Below are 23189 nucleotides of genomic sequence, written 5' to 3' on the forward strand. Positions count from 1 at the left end.
AATGCGTTAAATGACATAAGCCCACACTTGGTTCGCCAGTGTGGGCTTTTTTTGTGCAAAAGCGATTGCCTATTAATCACTGATGTGGATACTGAATAGTCATTAAAGATAATGAAAAATAGGGATTTACAGTGAAAACGATCGGAATGTTAGGCGGAATGAGTTGGGAATCCACCGCCAGTTATTACAAAGCGCTGAACGAAGGCGTGAAAGCCCAGTTGGGTGGACTGCATTCAGCGAAAATCTGTTTGTATAGTGTCGATTTCAGTGAAATTGAAAAATTACAGCATGAAGGTCGATGGGATGATACCGCAGACATTCTGGCTGAGGCGGCAAAATCGGTCGAGAAGGGCGGTGCAGATTTCCTGATGATTTGTACCAACACCATGCATAAAGTAGTACCTCAAATTCAAGCGAAAATTTCTATCCCTATTTTGCACATCGCTGACGCGACGGCACAGGTCTTGGTCGACAATCAAGTGACCAAAGTGGGTTTGTTAGGCACACGATTCACCATGGAGCAGGATTTCTATAAAGGCCGATTGAGCGATAACTTCGGTATTGAGGTGATTGTGCCGGATGATGCTGGCAGAACCGTAGTGCATGATGTGATTTATAACGAGTTGTGCAAAGGCACGATCAATCCCGATTCTAAAGCGGCCTATTTGGAAATCATTCAGAGCTTGCACGAACAAGGGGCACAGGCCGTGATTCTTGGTTGTACGGAAATTGCGTTGTTAGTGCAGCAGACTGACACTGCGGTACCGTTGTATGACACAACCGCCATTCATGCCAATCAAGGTGTGCAATGGGCATTAGCGGATTAATTCCGTTTCTTCATATGAACTTATGCGGCGCGTGCTCATTGAGCGGGCGCCGTTTTTATTTGCTCCCCGAGCGACATGTCGTTTGCCATCTGCTGTGCGAATGCACAGTGAGCCGGCTTTCTTTGCTTAGCATAAGCCAGTAAATCGCAGCTTTCTTCTACGCTATAAAGTGATTTATCAAAATAAAAAATCATAGGAAACGTAGCGTATGAGCAAGCCCATTATTGCAGACAATAAACCGATCAAAGTGGCGCTTCAGGCAGGGCAGGAATATTACTTCTGTACCTGTGGCCGCTCTAACAACCAACCCTATTGTGATGGCTCCCACGCAGGCACCGATTTTACCCCTCATGCTTTTACCGCCAAAGACAGTGGTGATGCCTTTCTTTGTCGCTGTAAATACACAAAAGACACGCCTTTTTGCGATGGAACCCATCAACAGTTTTCTGCTGAACTTGTGGGTAAAGAAACGCCAGATCAGGAGTCTGAACCCGAAACAGAAGAAAAACACTCTGGTGGGAATGACATGCCCGTCGCCAAAGCCACGACTGACGAGCCAACCGTGGCCTTTATTCACCAGTTAGCGCGAGAGGGATTGGCAAACATGGGTCACCATGGGCCAATGACCTCCATGGGTGTGCCGCGTCATTTATTACCACACTGGGATGACTTGCAAATCATGGTGGCACAAATGGCGACACAACCGTTGCAGGAAGATGTGCCAGTGGCGACAGAGTTAGTGATTGGCCCGCAGGCGAAAAAACCGTTGAAATTAGCGATCCCATTGTTGGTGTCAGACATGAGTTTCGGTGCCTTGTCGGAAGAAGCGAAAGTGGCCTTAGCCAAAGGGGCAGAGCTGGCAGGCACGGGTATTTGTTCCGGAGAAGGTGGCATGCTGCCGGAAGAGCAGGCCGCCAATAGTCGCTATTTTTACGAATTAGCCAGTGCGCAATTTGGTTATGACGAGGAAAAACTCAAACAGGTACAAGCGTTTCATTTTAAGGGCGGGCAAGGCGCAAAAACCGGCACGGGTGGCCATCTGCCGGGAGCGAAAAATATCGGTAAAATTGCGCAAGTGCGGGGTATTGAAGCCGGCACACCCGCGATTTCGCCGCCAACATTTACAGACTTACACACAACAGAAGATTTTAAGCGTTTTGCCGATCACGTACGTGATGTAACGGGCGGGATCCCCATTGGCTTTAAGCTCAGCGCCAATCATATTGAAGAGGATATCCAATTTGCGTTGGATGCCAGTGCTGATTACATCATTCTGGATGGACGCGGTGGTGGCACAGGGGCAGCGCCAGAGATGTTTCGTGATCATATCAGCGTCCCGACTATTCCTGCGTTAGCTCGCGCCAGAGCATATCTTGATAAGGTGGGAGCCAGTGGCCGCGTCACCTTGATTATCACTGGTGGCATACGGGTACCGATTGATTTTGTGAAAGCACTGGCGTTAGGGGCGGATGGTGTGGCGATTGCCAATAGTGCCATGCAGTCTATCGGGTGTGTTGCGGCTCGCATGTGTAATACCAACAATTGCCCTGCGGGGATTGCGACACAAAAAGCAGATTTACGTTAGCGATTGAATGTGGAAAAAGCCTCGAAGCAACTGCATAACTTTTTTGAAGCCTCTACCGAGTTAATGAAAGTGATGGCGAGAGCGTGTGGACACAATGATTTAAGCCAGTTCAATGCGAACGATTTGGCGACATGGCATCGTGAGATGGCACTGCTTTCTGGCGTGAAATATGCCGGAATAACGGCCGTCGATAAAGAATAAGGCGAACAGCTAAATCGTCCTTTCTGAAGTTTTGCATATCGATATTTCTTAGCGCGACAAGATAAATAAACAGGAAGGTATTCGCCTTCCTATTTCTTTATTTAGTGTATGCAGTAAGCTGCTTCCATTAGGTGGTCTCAGAGGTTGAAGTTGGTACTTTTTTGTTCGTACGCGTAATCAATTCAATTTCATGACTATGCAGACTATGCAGACTATGCAGACTATGCCGCAATTGTGCATTTGTAGTCATTCTAATACTATTTTCTCGTCTTATATGATCATATCATCATATAAGTTGATTCAATAAAATGGAATGTTATCGTGGTGAGTGAGACAAGGAATTATAATTATTTTGAAACTGCTTGGCGTGGTGAATCGCCAAAATGTCTTGAATTAGTGGATGATATAGATCCTAGTAAAACATTGATTCCCAAAAAGCTGTTTCTTCTGCAATGTGCGCTTGGATTTTTATCAGTGATTTCTGCCATAGTTATTGCTGTGGATTTTTCATTTTCGCTACTCTTATTGTATTCGTCTGGCTTTCAGCAGTTAGAAATACATGAACTGAGGTATGTTTCCTTATTCTCATTGGTTGTTGTGATATTACCATGGGTTTTAATTAATCAATATGTAAAAATATACCACTCGGAATACTTTACTTCTGCCGTGCCATTTACCAATGATGGGATGGTATATGACAAGCAAATGAATTACAGAGGCAGCTATTCATTAATATATGAAAATATTCTTGGTCTATCATCATTGACGGTGAGAGCTTCACAAGAGGCAATGATGAAGCAGACTAAAAATAAACTATTATATGCTTTGTCAGAAAAAGAGTTGATGTTTTATCGAATAGAACACTCAAAGTTGAATAAATATTTAAAGTGGGTTAACTATATCAATATACCAGTAACATTTTTGAGTATAGCATTCATGTTTTTTACGCCACCACTGTATGAAGACATTAGTATGAAGGGGCAAATAGTTGCAATTTGTATGAGTGTTGTCCTGTTTGTTTTATGGATGTTGGAAAAAGAACGCAGTAAGAGGTGTGTTCCTTATTTATGGTTTAATCGCCTAACGGGTAATGTCACTTATGTAGGCGAGGGAGGGGATAAGTGGAGTGGTCACTTTACGCAATTGAATGCCTATCGGACTCTCACGCTTAATAGTATTGGCGGTGGTTCTGGCAGCACTAGATGTTATGAATTATCGTTCGTTCAACGTTATCCAACGGGTAAGTCTCGTGAATACATCAGATTGCCTGAAACGTTACATTATCAAGATGAAGAAGAGTTCTGGGAGTTTATGCAAGCCTATATGAATGTGAATTGTCCTTTACCTTATATTCTACCGTTAGCTTATGTAAGAAATAACGATCCCATCACTTATGCAATGCGCAAGCAAGTTTCTAAAAATGGTCGCTATAAATTAATAGTGACGATGGATAAATTAACACATGAAGGTTATCGTTCTGTATTACTACAAATTAAGTCTCAAAAAAAATTAGTTATAGCATGGTCGTCAGCTAAGCCAGAAAAGATTCAGTTTATCGGATAGAAATGATGGTGTTCTATGTCGACATTCATTACATACAGAACGTCTTTCAATATCTCATAGAAATGATCAGTAGTAGACGATTTTGTCATATGGGCTAGACGTAATTTGTCTTGTTGATAGTTGGTCATAAAAAGTAATTTCATTTCGCCATATTGACCTTACTTGGTGTTTAATGCTGCTCCATGAATGATATTCATACACAATAAGGCTGGAAAGCTGGATTCTGAGAGCAAGCATACAATTTCTTACATAAAACAGGTCGCTTAACACAGGCGTTACATTTCTGGTGTATACTCTGATAGGTCAGTTGCTTAACGTGTTACAAAATGTAAACTGATGATTTTGTGTAGGCTATACCGCGATAGGTCAAAATATATGCAGTGTGCATTTTTGATTAAAAGTGAGAAAATAGTCGCATCTAATGAGTGAGTGAAGAAAGGACGCATTTTCTACTTTTCCTAAGGGGGTGTGTATGAAATTAGCATTAATTTTACTTTTATCGGCATCAGCAGGCGTATTTTCCGGTGAGCATTTTCATTCGTTTATGGCGGGGCTGGGTATTGCCGCTATTGCCGTGGGATCGGCTTATTGGTTGGCTTTTCGTTGTTCGACCCGTTATCCGCAACTCGCATTCTTGATGTTACTCATGGGGTTGATGGCCAAAATTGGGGTGACGATTACAGGGGTGATGTGGGGGCTGAAAGCCGATGTGATTAATTCCCCGTTTGTGTTCTCGCTCTCTTACCTGTTCTTCTCGATTGTTGTGACCTACCTGTATTCGGTGTGGCGTGAATTCACGATGAAAAGACAGTTGGCTAAACAGCAAACAGAAGCCTCTTTAGCGGCTAAGACAATCTGATTGACTGATGTCTACGTTTGTCACAGAAAAAAGAAGAAACGGGCGTTTAGCCCGTTTTTTGTTGCCGCAATTTGATACATGTCTACCGAAAACACGATTTCATCAATGCGAAAAATGATCGCAATTTGCAATTACCGAATCGATATACCAAATTGCAATAGAATGAAAGATATACAGTAGAGTAGAAGAGAAAACGCAGAAGTTATCGTAGAGACAAGTGTTTAACTAATTCCACCTATTTGTCGGTAAATTTGGGCGTGGTAATTGCATTAGTTTTAGAACAGTGAGGCTCGATTGCTGTGTTGCAATATAGGCATGTTGATGAGGGGTGGAAATTCGAATGAAAACCACAATTGTTTTGATTTTGCTGGTCTTATTTAGCCATACCGTTGCGGCTGCGGATCTCAGCAGGGCAAAAGAATTGGCGCGTTGCTATAAAATTGTTGTCCCGCCTATTGTGTTCAATCAAGATGACTACAGTGATCGAGAGTACCAAAGTTTGATTGGCCTAGAAAAACACTTTAAGCATCAAGCGAAATCACTGGCAGGTAATCAGTGGGAATTAGTGTCATTCATGGCCCTGTCTTGGGCGGAAGGGGTGGTTTCTACCCACCAATTCAATGGAGAGCAGTTACATGATTACCGTGATTGGGTGTTGAATTCTTGCCGAGATTATTACGGCAATGGGGGTTACAAGCATGTGCGCTTGAAAGACAGCCATAAACTGATGGTGGCAGATACGGATGCTTCCATGTTTAATTAACTGTTGTTGAGCCATTGGCATGCTTTAATCGCGCTCCATTAAGGCATAAGACCTTAACCGTGAGTGAACGAAATTGGATCTGCACTGGTACATTCAAGGATTTACGTTAAAATAGGAAGTCTACTTAGGTATGTCTAATTCATGTAGGTTCCTCTTTTATGAGTGGTCAACGGCTCAAGTCTCAGTTTCAACGCCTCTATCATCATTTTTCTGGTCAAGACAGCGATACAAATCTGCAAGATATTGCGGAAGTGCTTTTTTGTACGCGACGTAATGTGCGTATGGTGATCAATAAAATGGTCGATACAGGCTGGATTGCGTGGGAGCCAGCCGTCGGGCGGGGTAAACAGTCCCGTTTGATATTTCACAGCACGGACAGTGAGTTACAACTCAATCATGCGCGTAATTTAGTCGCAGAAGGCAAGTTAGAGCCAGCCTTGGAGGCATTAGGCAATAATGCCGATAAGCTCGCGCAAATCATTCAAGAACAGCTTGGTCACACGACTGCGCACGGTAAACAAATTGTCCGCCTGCCGTACTACCGCGCTTTCAGTAATTTGAACCCTCTCCAGCCTTTGCGGCGGTCGGAACAACACCTTGTTCGACAGATATTTAATGGTCTTACGCGCATTAATGATGAAAAAGAGGAAGTAGAAGGGGACTTAGCCCACCATTGGGAAGAGATCACCCCACGGCATTGGCGTTTCTATTTGCGCCCTTCCGTACGTTTTCATGATGGCCGATTGCTTGAAAGCCGCGATATCATTGCGACGTTTGATAAAGTGAAAACGCATCGTTTGTTCAGTCACATTGACGGTGTGACTGCGCCATTTGCGAATACCATTGATATCCACCTTTCAATGGATGATCACCGTTTTCCTGACTTATTGACCAATTTGGTGGCGGTGATACAGCCCGCCGATGTGGATAGCACAGATCGTACCGTGCTGTTTCCAATCGGAACCGGCCCGTATAAGGTGATTCAAAATGACAATAAACGCTTTAAGCTTGAGGCGTTTGAACAGTATTTTGGTTTTCGTGCATTGATTGACGTCGTGGATATTTGGATGCTGTCTGAAGTGGCCTCGTGCTACTTGCAGCCAGCATCCGATGCGACTCAGTTGGGGGGCGTGAGCGCATCGACGCGATTGAAGCTCGATGAAGGCTGTAACTACCTTTTGTTTAATCGCGTATCGGGACTGCCGGTTGATCCGCTGTGGTTGACGTATTTGCAGGGGCGATTAACCGCGCTGAATATCTTGCAGCGGTTAAATAAAGAGCAAATTGGTGATTTTCGTTTAACCAATGCCTACGGTATTTTACCCGGTTGGGCGCATGTGCCATTGGTGAGTCGCGCGGTGGTTGCGCCGCCGGCAAAACGCACCTTGACGATTGCCTTTGCGTGTCAGCATCCGGTTTATCCCCATGTAGCAAAAGCGATAGAAGATATTTTAGCGGATGATGGCATTAAGCTAAAAATCCTTGAATTGTCGACCACGGAAATCGCATTGGGTAAACACGCAGGTAAAATTGACCTCTGGTTGGGGGGAATGAGCCTGATGAATTATCGCGATGATGCGTTGTTGGCATGGTTTTTCAATTTTGACCATATCGTTCGTGCCATGCCAGAGGAAGAGTTTGCCGCTTTGGAAGCCGAAGTGGCACATTGGCGACGGAATAAAAACGTGCCATCACCGTGCCAGCAATTGGGCGCCAAACTGGTAGAGTTTGGTCAAATCTTACCCTTGTTTCATAACTGGCTGGGGGTGGATGATTCTGGTGTGGTGCAGGGAATGCAATCTAACTCGATGGGGTGGTTTGACTTCAAATCGGTGTGGATGAAACCAGAGCACGATGCTTTGTAATACGCGATAAGCCCTGCGATGCGTTGTCAGGGCTTTTTTGTATCGACGGATTGTTATTGTGTAGTGGCTATCTGTATGGCAAATGACTACTGTGCGCTACCGCTGTTTTTATCGTTATCACGTGGATCCCAGTCTTGTGCGGTGAACCATTGATTAATCGGTCGCCATACGACATCAACCATCGACTGATACCAGGGGGCTTTTTCTGATCCTTCTTTGGCAAGCAACGCTTGCTCTGCAATGATGTCGTCATTGAGATACCATTCCACTTTTCCGACTTGCTGGCCTTTTTCAACCGGTGCTTCAAGGTTATGATCATAGATAATCTGGTGTTCGATGTGTTTGCGCTGCCTGCGTGGCACCGTAATGACGCCACCATCGGCTACTTCAAGATTGATTGATGACGGTGAACCATACCAGACTTTTAGCGGGGCGAGTTCTTTGCCGCTAAATTGCGGTTGAATATCTTGATAGAAGCGAAAGCCCCATGTTAAGAGTTTTTTGCTTTCTGTGCGACGGGCTTGGCTGTTCTCTGTACCCAGTACGACGGCAATCAAACGTTGGCCGTGTTGTTCTGCGGAAGACACGAGGCTATAACCCGCTTGTTTGGTGTAACCTGTTTTAACGCCATCCACATTGATAGTAGTATCCCATAGCAACGCATTTCTGTTGCCTTGTTTTATTTTACCGAACGTGAAGGATTTCTCTTTAAACATGGGATAAAGGGTGGGGAGTTCTTGAATCAGTGAGCGGGTCAGCAAGGCCATGTCATAAGCCGTGATAACCTGTTCGTCGGCATCGAGTCCATGAGGGTTAGAGAAATAGCTGTTGGTCATGCCAATTTTTTCAGCGTGTTTATTCATCATTTCAACAAAGGCCGGCTGGTGACCTGCAACATGCTCAGCCAGTGCGACGGTGGCATCATTACCTGATGAGATGATCACACCGCGATTGAGATCATCCACGGAAACTTCATCCCCGACGTTCAGGAACATTTTCGAGGAACCCGGAAATTTTTTCCCCCACGCATTTTCGCTAATCAGCACCTGATCGTCAGCGGCAATATGACCCGCTTGCAGCTCTTTGCCTACCACAAAACTGGTCATGATTTTCACTAAGCTGGCCGGTGCATGTGGGGTATCTATGTTTTCCCCCGCAATTACCTGACCAGACTCATAGCTCATCAATACCCACGCTTTTGCCGCTATTTCAGGGGGGGTAGGAATGGTACTCGCTTGTGCTGGCAGTACGGTGACGAAGGTCAGTGCCAATACAGATAAGAGGGGTACGACGGTATGGCGTGGTGTGAGTGTCTGTGGCATAGCGAATTCATCCCTGCACATGTCATATCAATACTTTACTTAGCTTAGTAAAATTTTGACGGAAGTGGATGAATTTGCGGTCAGCTTTGCCTGAATGACAAAGCTGACACGGTAACCGTCATCAACGTACGTGTTTACCGGGAGGTGGACGTCGGTGAGTACGCCAGATTCATATGCTGTTGGCCTTGCATGTAGATCACATGCAATTCAACTAAAGCGCTGCCTTCTTGTTGCCAACGGTCTGATGACTGTTGTTGGCAAAATTCCATCATACTGACAATCATGCGATCGAGCTTTTTTAAGCACCAGCGCGTCATGGCGGGATCTTGTTGGGGATCACTCGCTAGCGCTTGTAATTTGCTGTACGCAAATTGCTGGTAGCTGTATGCCTGCTCACTGTCGCCTTGTAGCTGGAAGCGACGGTGTAATTGTTGGCAAGCCGCAAACCAGTAGGCCAGTGCTTCACTGTGTTGCTCTGTGTGGATGGGGCCAAAAACGGCCTCAGGCGTATGATTGACGGCGTGAACCAAATAGGGGATCCCATTTTCAGTTTCACGCTGCAAGTGTGCTTTGAGTTGATCTAGCCAGCATATGATTTCTGTCATGCCACCTTGTCCTTTTTCCAGTTCGCGACAAAATGATTGGCGCCAAGCTGTTGGAAACCGTCAGACGGTTCAATGCTTAATGCGCGGATTTTATCGGCACTTACTGAATAGTTTGGTTCAGTTTCGACAAGATTGGCAAACGGTAAATCCGGATCCGGCACGGCAGAGATCAGAAGTCGCGTGTAAGGGTGGGTCGGATTGCGCAAAATAGAATGGGTATCGCCCCACTCAACAATTTTCCCCCGATACATGACGGCGGTTTCTTCCGCAATGTAATGCGCGGTCGCCAAATCGTGCGTAATGTACAGAAAACCAATACCCATTTTCTGCTTCATTTCTTTCATCAAGTTCAAGACTCCGAGGCGAATCGAGACATCCAACATTGACGTCGGCTCATCGGCTAGAATCACTTCAGCACCGACGGCTATAGCACGGGCTAAGTTGACCCGTTGGCGTTGGCCGCCACTGAGTTGGTGTGGGTATTTATCCAGATCATCGACCGGTAATTCAACCAATGCCATTAATTCTTCCAGCTTGGGTTGCACCGCTTTTTGATCGGAGACACGGCCATGGATCAATAACGGACGCGTTAGGTGGTGCCGGATGGTATGGGTGGGGTTGAGTGAGCCGAATGGGTCTTGAAAGACCATTTGTACTTTACTGCGGTAATTTAACGTGTCTTTACGGCCTTTAATGTCATTGATATTCTTGCCATTAAATAGAATTTCGCCCGATGTAACTTCATGGACTTTGGTGATTAATCGGGCACAGGTGCTTTTACCACAGCCTGATTCACCGACCAGGGCTAACGTGCGGCCGGGGTAGAGTTTGAAGTTAATGTGGTCGAGCGCGCGGAATGTTTCACTGCTGCTAAAGCCACCGCCAGCCTTAAAGTCTTTGACGACATTATTGACTTCAATGATCGGGGTAAGTGGCGGGTTCACATTCCTGTCTGTGTGCTTGTTCATGCCGTGATGTCCTCGCTGATCGTAATGTGACTGGCGTCTTCGTGAATGTTCGGGAATGAAGCCCAAAGCTGCTGAGTGTATGGGTGCTGTGGGTTATTGCGGATCGCTTTTGCCGTATTCACTTCAACAATTTCACCGTGACGCATCACAGCAATACGGTTGCACAGTTGGCTCATCAGCGCCAAGTCGTGGGTGATAAACAAAATTGAGAAGCCAAATTCCTTTTGTAGCTGGAAAATTTGCTGCAAGATTTCACGTTGCACCACGACATCTAAAGCAGTGGTAGGCTCATCCATAACGATCAGTTTTGGGCTGAGGCTCAGGGCGATCGCGATAACTAACCGCTGACGCATTCCCCCACTAAATTGGTGCGGGTAGTCATTGAGGCGATCCCGAGGAATATTGACCAAATCCAATAATTTTTCGGCCCGTTCTTTCGCTTGCTGACGGCTGTAGCCCAAGTGGTGACGCATAACATCAGAAAATTGCTCAAGCAGTGGCAGTACCGGATTGAGAGAGTTCATCGCACTTTGGAAAACCATGGCAATATCACGCCAGCGGATCACGCCCATTTCTCGTTCGGTCAGTGACAGTAAATCTTTGCCTTGAAATTGCACCTGGCCGTGCGTGATTAACGCGGGCGGCTTATGTAGACGGTTAATGGCAAAGGCAATGGTACTTTTTCCGCAACCGGATTCTCCGGCGAGGCCGAAAATCTCCCCTTTACCAATATCAAAACTCACGCGTTTAACGGCTTTGAAGTCACCTTTTTCAGTGATGTAGGTCACCTCAAGCGATCGCACCTTCAGCAGGGGATCGGGATGGTAAGCCTGTTCCATAATGTACTCCATGCTAATTATTAATCTGAATTAAAATAATTCGCATTTGCATTTAATGTAAGTTCCAATCCACGAGTTAGTGATCATTACTGCAAAAGAACACAATACGTTGCACGTTTTCATTGCCGTGCGTAAAAAAACGTGTGTATGCAGGCATGTTAAATGGATGTTACTTCACGGCATTGTTAAAAAGGAATGTATACACTGTATGAGTGAGAAATAGGAATACGCATACCTCAAGGAGGAGAGAGTAAGGATGAAAATCTGTCACCTGATCATTAGCGTTGTGCTGAGCATGATTGCTACCCCCACATTGGCTGCCACCGCCGGTCTAGATCTTACTCAATCTGCCATTGGTTATGCGTCATTAGTGATCTTTGCCTTGGCCTATTGCTTGGTGATGGGGGAGGAATACCTTCAACTGCGAAAATCGAAACCGGTGCTGCTGGCGGCAGGGCTGATTTGGTTGATGATTGGGTATGTGTATCAGCAGCATGGCGCGACCGAGGTTGCACAACGTGCCATTGAACATAATTTGTTGGAATACGCCGAGTTATTGCTCTTCCTATTGGTGGCGATGACCTACATCAGTGCGATGGAAGAGCGACGGTTGTTTGATGCCTTACAAGCCTGGATGGTCAGTAAAGGCTTCAATTATCGCAGCTTGTTTTGGATTACGGGGATCCTCTCTTTTATTATCTCGCCGATTGCAGACAACTTAACCACGGCGTTGTTGATGTGCGCGGTGGTGTTGAAAGTGGGAGGCAGCAATATCCGCTTTATCAACATAGCCTGTATTAACATTGTGATTGCCGCGAATGCGGGTGGCGCGTTCAGTCCGTTTGGCGATATTACGACCTTGATGGTCTGGCAAGCGGGGTTAGTTAGCTTTGTTGAATTCATTGATTTATTCATCCCTTCGTTAGTGAACTACCTTGTTCCTGCTGTGATCATGGCGCTTTTTGTACCGAAAACACAGCCCAACACCGCGTATGAGTATGTGGAACTCAAGCGTGGGGCACGGCGAATCGTTGGCTTGTTTATTTTGACCATCATGACAGCCGTCGCCTTCCATGCTGTGGTCCATTTTCCACCTGTGATTGGTATGATGATGGGATTGGCCTATCTGCAATTTTTTGGTTTTTATCTGCGCAAAACCTTGCCCCGGTCATTGGAAAAAAAGAAAGCCGCTGCGGTAGCCAGTAACGATGACGTGGCGTTAAAACGGTTGGGTTCTGTCGTGCCCTTTGATGTGTTTAAGCGGGTCTCTCATGCCGAGTGGGACACGTTACTGTTTTTCTACGGTGTGGTGATGTGCGTGGGCGGACTCAGTTTACTGGGGTATTTGGGCATGGTATCGGAGGTCATGTACAGCCAGTGGGATCCGGTGTGGGCCAACATCGTGGTCGGTTTACTGTCGGCCGTGGTGGATAACATTCCCGTGATGTTCGCGGTGTTGACGATGCAGCCTGATCTCAGTTTGGGCAATTGGCTGCTAGTGACGCTAACGGCAGGTGTCGGTGGCAGTTTGTTGTCGATCGGTTCAGCGGCGGGGGTGGCATTAATGGGGGCGGCACATGGGAAATACACTTTCTTTGGTCATCTGAAGTGGATGCCAGTGATTGCACTGGGTTATGTTGCAAGTATCGTTTGTCACCTTTGGCTTAATCAACATTTGTTTTAACGGTGGGTTGATTGCTCATTATTGTTTGAATAGTAAACAGTGGATACGGCCTGGATAAGGCGGAAGTGTGTAGGCTGTCACTAATGTTGACGAAAGTGGCCCCAGGGTGCAGGCTGACATTTGTTTTAAATTATTGATGTGATTTACTAAAACAAAGAAGCACACAGGATACGTTGAATCCTTGCTGTTGGGATGTCGAAAAGGATGACGCATGAATAACGCTGGATATGTGGGGCTTGCGATAGCCTTACTGAGCCCACTGTCGATGGCCGTGGCGATGGATATGGAGACGGTACTGCGTACGCCAACCGTTAAGTTGGGCGTGGTAAAAGCCAGTGGTAATGTCGAGGTCAGTCAGGAGGGGGTATTTGATGATGCGCCATTTAATTCATCGACCGCAATCAGTCCCTTTCTGATGCTCATTCAACCGCCTGCGTATTTCACAGAAACGACCCGCTGGGGCTATCACACAGAATTAAGCGGCAGCTATTTTAAGCTGGATTATGATGGCGATGATCACAAGGGGTTTCGTGATGGTGAATTGGACGGTTATTCCGTGTCTTTTACGCCGGTATTGTTTTATCAATGGGGTGACAAAGATCTTTGTAGCGGGTGTAAAAGTTGGCGACTTGAAGCTGGGGTGGGGGCGCACTATGTCGATATCGACGGCAAACTTATCGCTGATACGCCAACGGGACAGCAAACGGCATTTTCCGCTGCTGGGTGGGGGGTGAACGCGCACCTTGGTGCAGTGGTGAACTATAAACGTTGGGAACTCGGGCTGCGTTTGGTGGTACCGACGACATTAGACGATGACGATATCGAGGTTGAACACGGGTTATCGTCTGTGAGCCTAGGGTACCGTTTTTAGGCTAAGTGATCGTAATAGAAAGCAGCATTAGAAAAAGCGCCATTAGTAAAAGTACTATTAGAAAAAGCACCCCGGGGTGCTTTTCTTGTATGTGTCATGCTAAGAAATATAGCGACTTAGCTTTGCTCTGCAACAGCGGCTTTCAGTGCTGTAATAAAGGTGTCGATGTCTTCGCGGGAGATATCCATATGGGTGACAAACCGCATCGGGTGACCGGCGGTGATCAATATCCCTTGTGCTTTTAATGTGCTTACAAGCTGGGCTTGATCAACGGTGTCTGCCACTTTGGCGAACAGAATGTTCGTCTGTACATGCTGAACATTCGCCGTGAAGCCCGATACGGTATTTAGCTGCTCAGCCAAATATTTTGCATTCGCGTGGTCAATGGCTAAACGCTCAACGTGATCCGTCAGCGCAATTTTGCCTGCGGCCGCTAAAATGCCGGATTGGCGCATACCGCCACCCAGCACTTTACGCCAGCGGCGTGTGCGTTGAATGAAAGCGTGATTGCCCAACACCAAGGAGCCGATTGGCGCGCCTAAGCCTTTGGATAAGCAAATGGTCATGGAATCAAAGTACTGGCTAATTTCGGTGATGTCGACATTGAGTGCCACAGCCGCGTTGTATACGCGGGCGCCGTCTAAATGCAGTTTTAATCCATGTGTATCTACAAACTCACGGGCTTGCGCCAAATAATCCAGCGGTAGCACTTTGCCGTTAATGGTGTTTTCTAGGCTGAGCAGGCGGGTGCGAGCAAAGTGCGGATCAAGGGGTTTGATGGCGGCGGCTAGCTTGGTAAAGGGTAGGGTGCCATCATTCTCATTTTCAATCGGCTGGGGTTGAATCGAACCTAATACGGCCGCACCACCCCCTTCAAATTTGTAGTTGTGGGCTTGCTGTCCGCAAAGGTATTCATCACCACGTTCACAATGCGCCATTAACGAGAGCAGGTTGGCTTGTGTACCAGAGCTGCAAAACAGCGCACTTTCAAAACCGTGGCGTTCGGCGGCCCAGCATTCCAATGCATTTACCGTCGGATCGTCGCCATAAACGTCATCGCCAACGTCTGCTGTTGCCATCGCTTGTCGCATCGCTTCTGTCGGGCGGGTTACGGTATCTGAGCGAAAATCAATCATCATTACTTCCTTGGGCTCGTCATAGTGAAAAGCCAATATAGCACCTAGTTTGTTTTTGAGAAATCGCCACCAGCAATGACAGTTTTCGACAACGAATGTGGGAATTTATGATGCAAGGCAAAAAAACAACGGAATCTGTTTGTTGTAGGGGGGAATTGTTAACGAATGGGATGTGACTTGGCTAAACTTAAATAGAGCAAAAGTGGCACTGTAATCCAGTGTTTATGCGAGTGATGTCCAACGATGACGCAACGTTGTTAGGTGGTGGTAGCGGGTGTTATGTGCATGGGCAAAACAGGGTGAAGACAGATCGGAGGCTGGCGTATGTTGACCGAGAACAGACAGTTTATTATACCGGGAAAAGCGGGACTTCATGTTGATGTGACAGTGAACCCCATCGGTGAACTGAAAGTCAATGTCTTAGAAAAAAACAACCGCTTTACGGCACCGTTCGAGCAACTTGTGTTTGAAACGCGAGGCAAGAAAACAGAACTGCTGTGCAAGCAAGACCCTAAATCGGAGACGGTTAAGTGGCATGTGAGCCTGACAAGTGATGATGCGAGAGAACTCGCCAAACTGATTGAAGTTGCGGAAGACGAATACGAAGCACTCATGCGAGATTTATGAATGTTTGCTAGCGGGTATCTGAATGTAAAGCCCTGTTCAACAGGGCTTTTTTATGTCACTAGAAAAGCAACGAACATGTAGAGCGAATTAAATGCGCTTTGTCCCCATTTGGAAAACGCCACACACTTCATTTTGGTCATTAAGGAGTGTGATATTGGCTTTATAACCGCTTTCTAATTTACCGTAGTGATCATCAATACCCATCGCTTTAGCAGGGTACAGGCTTGCCATGCGTAATGCTTCTTCGCGGCTGACACCCACGTGTTGAACAAGATTACGCACCCCTTCAATCATGGTAATGGCCGCACCAGCAATGGTGCCATCAGCGTAATGACATTTACCGTCGGTCACATAGGCTTGAATTCCTGCCATGTCATATTCGGTCATGTCTGTGCCAGCAGGGGTAACCGCATCTGTCACCATAAACAGTTTTTCACCCAACATTTCATGGGCAATGCGCACGGAAGCGAACGAAGAGTGAATACCGTCGACGATGATCCCTGCATGGGGTTTTTTATCAAAAATATAACCGACGCCACCCGGTTCACGTGAACCTAGTGGGGTCATCGCGTTATAAAGGTGGGTGGCCATACTGATATTTTGTTTCGCCGCTAATTCATCGTAATTGGCGTTGGTGTGACCCATCGACACCGTAATACCCGCATCATTGAGGATGTTGATCACGGCTTGCGATGTATTTTCGGGAGCGAGTGTAACAACCGAAATCAAAGACTGATTATCCGCAAGGTAATGGGCGGTTAACTCATCCAATACACGAATGTGATTTTCAGCATGTGCGCCTTTTTTCGCTGTGCTGATAAACGGCCCTTCAAGGTGCAGGCCTAAAATGCCTTCGGCTTCTTTGTTATCTATGTCAGCCACCACATCAATCGCCTGGCACATCTTGTCGTGTTCGCTGGTAATGAACGTCGGCAGGTATTGGGTGGTCCCGCTTTTCAGGTTGGTTTTATTCATGATATCGAGCGTATTTTTTTCGATATCGATATTAAACAACACGCCACCACAGCCGTTTAGCTGTAAATCAATGAAACCAGCTGTCGCGGTAAGGCCTTGTGCCGAAAAGGTTTCTTCTGGCAGTTGGGCATTTTTCATCGGCACAATGGCTTTGATGGTGTCACCCTCAACCACAATCGCGTGATTGTGCAGTGTGGTGGTGCCGGTGAAAACGTTAACGTGGGTGATGGCGTACATAGGCAATCCTTTTAGCAAGCAAATTCTTACAAAGCGGTGTGGCCATGGCTTCATCGTAAACGCTAACAGACCAAGCACTAACTGATCAAAGAAGACCAAACCGCTCAACTTAATTTTTAATTAAAATTAAGTTAGACCACTTGTCCTAATATGTCAATAGTATGAACGGGACTTTGAGGTGGTTGAATCGGGGCATAAAGCATTGACATTGCAGTCAGTTTTTACAGACAGGCAGACTATCGCCTATTTCAGAAGCGTGCAGCATGATTTATCATACCGTGTCTTATTGAGGAATGAATATGTCGCCGAAAACCATATTTGCGAGCGTAGCGTTGGTGATTGCGCTGGGTTCGCTGGAAAAAAGTATTGTTACTACACCCTTGCCCATTATTGGAGAAGAATTAGGCGCGGGCCAAGCGTTAACATGGATTGTCACGGCGTACTTGCTTGCGGCGACGGCAGTGCTGCCTTTGTACGGCAAACTGAGTGATATGTTTGGTCGCGTTAAAATGCTTAACGTCAGTATTGCCTTGTTTTTGTTAGGCTCGGTGGCGTGTGGACTCGCGCAAGATTTACCGACCTTGATTGGTGCGCGTGTGTTGCAGGGCATTGGTGGAGGTGGATTGATTGCATTGGCCTTTACTGTGATTGCAGATTGTATCCCTGCGCGTGAGGTGGGGAAGTATCAAGGGTATATCTCGGCGGTGTATGCCGTCTCCAGTATTGCCGGCCCATTGTTGGGCGGCTATTTTGCTGAACACTTGAATTGGCGCTGGGTTTTTTGGATCAACCTGCCGCTCGGGGCGATTGCATTGTGGTTGATCAATACCAAACTTAAACACCTCAATAAAGGGCGGAAAAGCCGATTTGATTGGCTTGGCGCGGGTTTATTGATGGCCGTGACGACCCTTTTACTGTTGCTGCTTTCACCCGAATCGGTGATTGATAATCAGATTTTGGCGATCAGCTTGTTGGTGTCAGTGCTGCTTTTGGTGCTGGTGGAACGCCGTGCCGCGGATCCGATCATTCCTATGCGGGTGCTGACGTTACCGGGTTACACGATCAGTGTGCTATTGATCATGTGTTCGCAGTTGTTGATGTTTGCTGTACTGGTGTATTTGCCGCTACAGATGCAGTGGGAGCAAGGTTTGTCGGCGTCTGCCAGTGGTTTATACATGATGGTGTTCATGATGAGCATCACTGGCGGTGCGTATTGTGGCGGTAAGCGCATAGCCAAAACCGGCTATTACAAATCGCTGGTGGTGGGTGGCTTTGCATTAGCTGCCGTGGCGATGGGGCAACTGTATATGGGCATCATGCCTGTTGTCGCGCTTGCATTGGCCGGGTTAGGGCTTGGCTTTACATTGCCATCGCTCAACGTGGTGGTGCAAAACGTGTTACCCGCCAGTGATCGCGGCATTGGTTTGTCCCTCTTTGGCTATGGGCGTGAATTGGGTGGCGCAATTGGTGTAGCCTTCTGTGCGGCATTGTTCCACCTTAAAGTTCCGGTCTTGGTTGGTGAGGGCAGTGCCCATGCCTTGAAAGATTTCGCCCCTGAACAATTGGCGGCGGGGTTTACGTTAACCTACGGCGGCATGGCGATGATTGCGATTCTGGCGTTTGTGATCACGGTGTGGCGATTGAAAGCACAGTCGTTGTCGAATGATGTTGCACCGACTCAGCGACCGCATGATGTGAAGTGATGTTGCATCCGGAATAGATGTGTAGGAGAGACTTTTCGTCTCTCCTAATTTCAGTGTATTTAAATACTTAATCCTGCATCAAATGAAAATATAATAATAAATATTCCTAAGAATAGTTTTATAGAAAGGTATGACCACATTAATATTGATACAAACCTTGATTTCACTTTAGTGTTTGTAACTTTAATAGCAAAGTAGGTGGCAGTTATATCAATACCTATTAGGGATATACGAAAGTGTTCGTGTGTAGTGTATTTGTCAAAAGCAAATACTAGTGGGAATAAAAGAAAATATATCATCAACACAAGCACATTCATATGGTTACCGTTGTTTATTGGGTAAGTTTTAGTTCTTTGTTTTTTAGTTTGTTTTAAATCTAATTATATGAAAATTGAGTACTTAATTCTATTCTGAAATCAGGTTGTCAATCTACCGCGATGTGACGAGTTGATGCTTCTTGGTCGTTGTTGCAGATAGAGATAGAACAAAGGGATGAGGTAGGGCACAATACGCAGCTTTGATAATAATGAGAGTCAGCAACACGTTGCTGCATAGAGGTGTGAGTTATGGCTTGGTACGAATGGCCATTGATTCTTTCAAGTGTTTTTTACCAATTAGCGATTGGTGCTTTTATTGTTTTGGGTGGATGTATTCTGACGGGTAAGCTCTGCTTTGGTCAGATGGATCGTTTGCACCGTACGATGCCTGCGTTGTGGCTGCTACTGTTCAGTGGTTTGTTCTTACGTGAAATTACCCTGATTTTTTCTCAGCTTTCTGTCTCACCCATGTTAGGGCAAGAGGCCTTGATGGTGGTTGGTTTCTTTGCGTTAGCACTGCTGTATTGGTTTGCAGAAAAAGGCTTGGTGGGCAGTGATCGCCTACGTAAAGCGTATTTGGTGTTAGTGATTGCTGCCGGAACCGCTTATCTGCTGCATGGATTATTTGTTCGTAGTGAACAGTGGTTAGTGGCGTCGCATTTCTTGGCGACGACGCTCTGTGGTGGCACCTTGCTGGCGCATGCTTCCCTTGTAAAAGCCGAACATAAAGTGGATGAATTTAACCGTGCTCTGCCTTACGTTGGGGCCGTAATCATGGTGATCTGTTTCTTGACAGGCTTGCCACAATTAACGGATTTGGCATCATTGGCGGAAACACGAGGGGAGGCAGCCCCGTTTATTGCCCAGGTGACGAGCTTAGGCTTATTGATTGCAGCCGTTGGCGTGTGGTTTATGCCGTTGCTGACCAAGAGTAAACCCGCATTGAATGTCATGACATTTGCGTTGGTGTTGATGATTGTTTCTTCTTACTGTGCCGGCGTCGGTTACTAACAGTCGTTTACTAACCGCCGTTTATTAACAGTCGGGGCCATCGCTGGTGCTTTATTGAATGACAACACAGCCGTGACGAGGCAATGCGTCACGGCTGTTTTTTATTTAATGACTGACAGTAACTGTTTAAAGCGATCACCTTCCGCGACACCTTGTAATTCAAACAATACCATTTCAGTTGTTGTTAATGCCGCCCCCCATTGCTGCATTTTTTCCAGTGCGATCATTTTATTGTGCGGCTTGCGGGAAGAAACCGCATCAGCGATCACTTCAACGTTATAGYCCTTGTCCAGCAAATGGCGCACGGTTTGATACACACAAATGTGGGCTTCAATCCCCATGACTAACACATTACGGCATCCTGTGTTTTCCAGCGCGGCCACAAAGGTGTCGTTGCCGTAGCAACTAAAGCTGTTTTTGGCGATAGGGCGCAGGTGTTCAAGCTGGCTTGCGATCTCTGGGATCGTCGGGCCTAATTTATCCGGTAGCTGCTCAACCCAAATGATGGGCAACTCAAGCACTTTCGCGCCGCTGACCATGGTGGCGAGGTGATGGAACAGGGCTTCTTTCTCATCCATCATGTGGGCTAACTTGCCTTGCACATCGACGATGACTAACGCGGTGTCGGAGTGGGAGAGCATAAGCGACATTCCTTCTGTCTGTGTGGCGCGTCATTGTGACGCCATGCTTTCTATTGAATATAGCCAATAGGGCAATACTGGTGCTATATAATCTATGTCGACGGATGTGTTATGTGGTGAAAACGTCGACAGTATACCGCTAGAGTAACGATAATCAGCGGTACTAACGGGGCTGATCGTAGAGTAAATTAGCATTTTCTTGCTGTTTTGAGAGCTCAGCAGGGCTGATTTAATCTTTTGTAACGTACAGAGGGTTTACAGCAGCAAGAATTCGCGGAACAATGCAGTTGTATACAGTTTGGAGACGTTTGTAAAATATTATGACAGAAAAAAAAACTAGCCCACTGAACGACATCATTTTCAATGTCATCGTGCCTTCCGTTATTTTGATGAAATTCAGCAGTGATGAGTACCTTGGCGCTGTTGGCGGTTTGGTTGCAGCCTTGGCTTTTCCCGTTGTTTTCGGCGGGTATGAACTCTTCAAGCACAAGAAATTCAACTACATCTCGTTGTTAGGTATTGTTAGTGTCTTATTGACGGGCGGTATTGGATTACTTGAATTGGACAACRAGTGGTTGGCTGTGAAAGAAGCCTTGATCCCCGGGTTAATCGGTACCGGTGTCTTCCTTTCTACGTTTACTAAGTACCCTGTTGTCAGCAAAATGTTGATTAATGATACCGTGCTGAACATGTCGTTGATCCATGAAAAGCTGCATGAGTTGGGTAACCGAAAAGCCTTTGATCGCAGCTTGGTGACCGCTAATTATTTGTTTGCCTCAACCTTCGTATTTTCATCGGTGATGAACTACGTGCTGGCGAAAGTGATTGTGACCAGTCCATCAGGTACACAAGCATTCAATGAAGAATTGGGGCGCATGACATTGGTGAGCTACCCGATGATTGCGATTCCATCGATGATCATGATGATGGGTATTTTCTTCTACATGTGGCGTAAAATTCGCCAGATGACCCTGTTGGAATCTGCACAGATCTTGAAAGCTGAGTAAGGTCATTCATCACCGATTAAGAACCGCCTAAATGGGCGGTTTTTTTATGGGCGTTGTTTTTCATTTATGATGCTAGGGATAGCGGGCGGGGCGGTAACGAGTTGAATCATCGTATTTCAGGGCATTTATTTGAGCTCATCGGGCTATCGTGTAAAATGCGCGGTATATGATTCCGAAAGAGACAAAGAGTTATGGCCAGTAAAGCGCATGCGTTGCATATCCTTGTGAAGCACAAGGAACAAGCTGATGACATCATTACCCAATTGAAACAAGGTGCGAAGTTCCAAACACTGGCTACCAAGTTTTCATCATGCCCATCGGGTAAGAAAGGTGGGGATTTAGGTGAGTTTCGTAAAGGCGCAATGGTACCGCAATTCGACAAGGCGGTGTTCTCTGGTAAAGCGATCAGCACCAGCGAAGCCCTAAAACTAAAGAACCCGAATTTGCGTGGTTTGATCCCAGAGGCGGTGAAAACCAAATTTGGCTATCACGTGATCAAGGTGCTTTACACCGTTTGATGATGGTTTGTCTATCAAATAAAAAAGGCGCAGAGTGCGCCTTTTTATTGACTTGTTTTAAAGTACGGCGGCGTGTTAGGAAAATGTTTCCATTAGCATCAGGAGAATGCCGTTTTCTTCATCAATTGCCACAACACCCATTGTTAATGGCGATTTATGTAGCGTACATGCATCGTAAATATAGTAATCTTTATCTCCGTTAAATAATGGACTGTTTGTTAGCTTTGATATTTCCATACGTGGAAATATCTTTTTCATTTGAAGGGTATAGCGATGATTACACATTTTCTTTATAAAAGATAAGTCCGAATCAGACTTTACCGCAGCATGTAGCCACCACTGATTTGCATCAAGGTCGATATCAAGAAAACGGCTTTGTTTCTTTTCTGCAATGTATCTTTCACCTGTTGTCCAAGTGGCATCAAGTACATTCACGCCTGATAAATTAACAAGAGACTTTAATTTTTGAATATCATGTTTATAGATAAGTTCTTTTTTTGCTTTATATTCATTGTTAGTGGCATCTTGCCCTGAATTATCGCAACCAGACAAGAAAGTGGCCAATATTAATAACGTGATATATTTCAAATGCTTGCCTCTATCCTGAGTGTGCCAATAGGCTGTTTATGACGTTGATACCAAGCTCTCTCAAGGGCAATGGCATTAATTTTTTTATCTGAATATCCATGCCATGATATAGATCTCGTTAGTGTAGATTTGTGAATATAAGGGTGGCCCATGCCTATTACTGTAAACCTTCCATTCTCAGAATCTGAAATTCCAGTTTTTATATCATTTTGATCAGGATTAAAGTTGTATTTATCTTCAGCATGTAAAGTCATAATTACGTAAAAACTGGGATTGTTGTCTTTATCAACTATGATATTCACTGTCGCAGACATCCAAATAAAATGAGCACCAATTGCTTTTTGCCAATTTTCAGTTTCTGGATAAGGGAATAAATGCCTATCTAAAAATGATTCTGATTTACTACCACATGCAATAATTGGGCTGGTGGCTGAAAATGATGTAGATGATTTATCTCTTAACCATATACCTTCAATC

Annotated in this window: 21 protein-coding genes and 1 pseudogene; 13 read left to right on the forward strand and 9 right to left on the reverse strand. The window is 45.8% G+C overall.

Annotation, left to right across the window (positions count from 1 at the left end):
- Window positions 1-131 precede the first annotated feature (131 nt).
- The 6 genes and pseudogenes from L4C36_RS13085 to sgrR all read left to right on the forward strand — a co-directional run bounded on the left by L4C36_RS13085 (window position 132) and on the right by sgrR (window position 7663).
- Window positions 132-827: an aspartate/glutamate racemase family protein gene (locus tag L4C36_RS13085; RefSeq protein WP_428478249.1), complete on the forward strand. Its 696-nt coding sequence runs from the start codon at window positions 132-134 to the stop codon at window positions 825-827.
- A 208-nt stretch (window positions 828-1035) separates the two neighbouring features.
- Window positions 1036-2613 (forward strand): annotated as a pseudogene (locus L4C36_RS13090) (glutamate synthase-related protein).
- Window positions 2614-2934: 321 nt separating this feature from the next.
- Entirely contained in the window at window positions 2935-4176 is a 1242-nt protein-coding gene (locus L4C36_RS13095) for a hypothetical protein (protein WP_428478250.1), read from the forward strand.
- A 472-nt stretch (window positions 4177-4648) separates the two neighbouring features.
- A complete protein-coding gene (locus tag L4C36_RS13100) occupies window positions 4649-5035 on the forward strand; it encodes an NADH:ubiquinone oxidoreductase (RefSeq protein ID WP_428478251.1) in 387 nt (128 codons plus the stop codon).
- A 340-nt stretch (window positions 5036-5375) separates the two neighbouring features.
- Window positions 5376-5798, forward strand: a complete 423-nt coding sequence (locus L4C36_RS13105) for a hypothetical protein (RefSeq protein WP_428478252.1) — start codon at window positions 5376-5378, stop codon at window positions 5796-5798.
- A 158-nt stretch (window positions 5799-5956) separates the two neighbouring features.
- On the forward strand, window positions 5957-7663 hold the full coding sequence (gene sgrR / locus L4C36_RS13110; RefSeq protein WP_428478253.1) for an HTH-type transcriptional regulator SgrR: 1707 nt from the start codon (window positions 5957-5959) through the stop codon (window positions 7661-7663).
- An 86-nt stretch (window positions 7664-7749) separates the two neighbouring features.
- Here the strand turns inward: sgrR and L4C36_RS13115 are convergent, their stop codons facing one another.
- The 4 genes from L4C36_RS13115 to L4C36_RS13130 all read right to left on the reverse strand — a co-directional run bounded on the left by L4C36_RS13115 (window position 7750) and on the right by L4C36_RS13130 (window position 11397).
- Window positions 7750-8985 carry a D-alanyl-D-alanine carboxypeptidase family protein gene (locus tag L4C36_RS13115; RefSeq protein WP_428478254.1) on the reverse strand — a complete coding sequence of 412 codons (1236 nt, stop codon included), beginning with the start codon at window positions 8983-8985 and terminating at the stop codon, window positions 7750-7752.
- Between the two features lie 134 nt (window positions 8986-9119).
- Window positions 9120-9590: a DUF2753 family protein gene (locus L4C36_RS13120; protein WP_428478255.1), complete on the reverse strand. Its 471-nt coding sequence runs from the start codon at window positions 9588-9590 to the stop codon at window positions 9120-9122.
- Window positions 9587-10558: an ABC transporter ATP-binding protein gene (locus L4C36_RS13125; RefSeq protein WP_428478256.1), complete on the reverse strand. Its 972-nt coding sequence runs from the start codon at window positions 10556-10558 to the stop codon at window positions 9587-9589. The genes L4C36_RS13120 and L4C36_RS13125 overlap by 4 nt, the downstream gene beginning before the upstream one ends.
- Window positions 10555-11397, reverse strand: a complete 843-nt coding sequence (locus tag L4C36_RS13130; RefSeq protein WP_428478257.1) for an ABC transporter ATP-binding protein — start codon at window positions 11395-11397, stop codon at window positions 10555-10557. Before L4C36_RS13130 ends, L4C36_RS13125 begins: the two co-directional genes overlap by 4 nt.
- A gap of 262 nt (window positions 11398-11659) precedes the next feature.
- On the opposite strand from L4C36_RS13130, the gene nhaD reads away from it, so the two are divergent.
- Window positions 11660-13081 (forward strand): sodium:proton antiporter NhaD, encoded by a 1422-nt coding sequence (nhaD, locus tag L4C36_RS13135; protein WP_428478270.1) that lies wholly within the window; start codon window positions 11660-11662, stop codon window positions 13079-13081.
- 211 nt (window positions 13082-13292) lie between these two features.
- On the forward strand, window positions 13293-13952 hold the full coding sequence (locus tag L4C36_RS13140) for a hypothetical protein (RefSeq protein WP_428478258.1): 660 nt from the start codon (window positions 13293-13295) through the stop codon (window positions 13950-13952).
- Window positions 13953-14068: 116 nt separating this feature from the next.
- On the opposite strand, the gene ltaE is transcribed toward L4C36_RS13140, so the two are convergent.
- Entirely contained in the window at window positions 14069-15088 is a 1020-nt protein-coding gene (gene ltaE, locus L4C36_RS13145; protein ID WP_428478271.1) for a low-specificity L-threonine aldolase, read from the reverse strand.
- A 324-nt stretch (window positions 15089-15412) separates the two neighbouring features.
- Here ltaE and L4C36_RS13150 point away from each other — a divergent pair, with 324 nt between their 5' ends.
- Entirely contained in the window at window positions 15413-15715 is a 303-nt protein-coding gene (locus L4C36_RS13150; protein ID WP_428478259.1) for a hypothetical protein, read from the forward strand.
- Between the two features lie 87 nt (window positions 15716-15802).
- Here L4C36_RS13150 and nagA read toward each other — a convergent pair whose 3' ends face one another.
- Window positions 15803-16927, reverse strand: coding sequence for an N-acetylglucosamine-6-phosphate deacetylase (gene nagA / locus L4C36_RS13155; protein WP_428478260.1), 1125 nt, complete (start codon window positions 16925-16927; stop codon window positions 15803-15805).
- Between the two features lie 299 nt (window positions 16928-17226).
- Between nagA and L4C36_RS13160 the strand changes: the two genes are divergently transcribed.
- Both L4C36_RS13160 and L4C36_RS13165 read left to right on the forward strand, forming a co-directional pair.
- Window positions 17227-18630 carry an MDR family MFS transporter gene (locus L4C36_RS13160; protein WP_428478261.1) on the forward strand — a complete coding sequence of 468 codons (1404 nt, stop codon included), beginning with the start codon at window positions 17227-17229 and terminating at the stop codon, window positions 18628-18630.
- 566 nt (window positions 18631-19196) lie between these two features.
- On the forward strand, window positions 19197-19958 hold the full coding sequence (locus L4C36_RS13165) for a DmsC/YnfH family molybdoenzyme membrane anchor subunit (protein WP_428478262.1): 762 nt from the start codon (window positions 19197-19199) through the stop codon (window positions 19956-19958).
- A gap of 101 nt (window positions 19959-20059) precedes the next feature.
- Here the strand turns inward: L4C36_RS13165 and L4C36_RS13170 are convergent, their stop codons facing one another.
- Window positions 20060-20599, reverse strand: a complete 540-nt coding sequence (locus L4C36_RS13170; RefSeq protein ID WP_428478263.1) for a hydrolase — start codon at window positions 20597-20599, stop codon at window positions 20060-20062.
- A gap of 320 nt (window positions 20600-20919) precedes the next feature.
- On the opposite strand from L4C36_RS13170, the gene L4C36_RS13175 reads away from it, so the two are divergent.
- Window positions 20920-21606 carry a VC0807 family protein gene (locus L4C36_RS13175; protein ID WP_428478264.1) on the forward strand — a complete coding sequence of 229 codons (687 nt, stop codon included), beginning with the start codon at window positions 20920-20922 and terminating at the stop codon, window positions 21604-21606.
- Window positions 21607-21797: 191 nt separating this feature from the next.
- Entirely contained in the window at window positions 21798-22124 is a 327-nt protein-coding gene (locus L4C36_RS13180) for a peptidylprolyl isomerase (protein WP_428478265.1), read from the forward strand.
- A 75-nt stretch (window positions 22125-22199) separates the two neighbouring features.
- Here L4C36_RS13180 and L4C36_RS13185 read toward each other — a convergent pair whose 3' ends face one another.
- Both L4C36_RS13185 and L4C36_RS13190 read right to left on the reverse strand, forming a co-directional pair.
- Window positions 22200-22712 (reverse strand): hypothetical protein, encoded by a 513-nt coding sequence (locus tag L4C36_RS13185; protein WP_428478266.1) that lies wholly within the window; start codon window positions 22710-22712, stop codon window positions 22200-22202.
- Window positions 22709-23189, reverse strand: a 481-nt coding sequence (locus L4C36_RS13190; protein ID WP_428478267.1) for a hypothetical protein, incomplete at its 5' end; no start/stop codon positions are given. The genes L4C36_RS13190 and L4C36_RS13185, both read right to left, overlap by 4 nt.

The organism is Photobacterium japonica (genome assembly GCF_050337005.1).
GTDB lineage: Bacteria > Pseudomonadota > Gammaproteobacteria > Enterobacterales > Vibrionaceae > Photobacterium > Photobacterium japonica.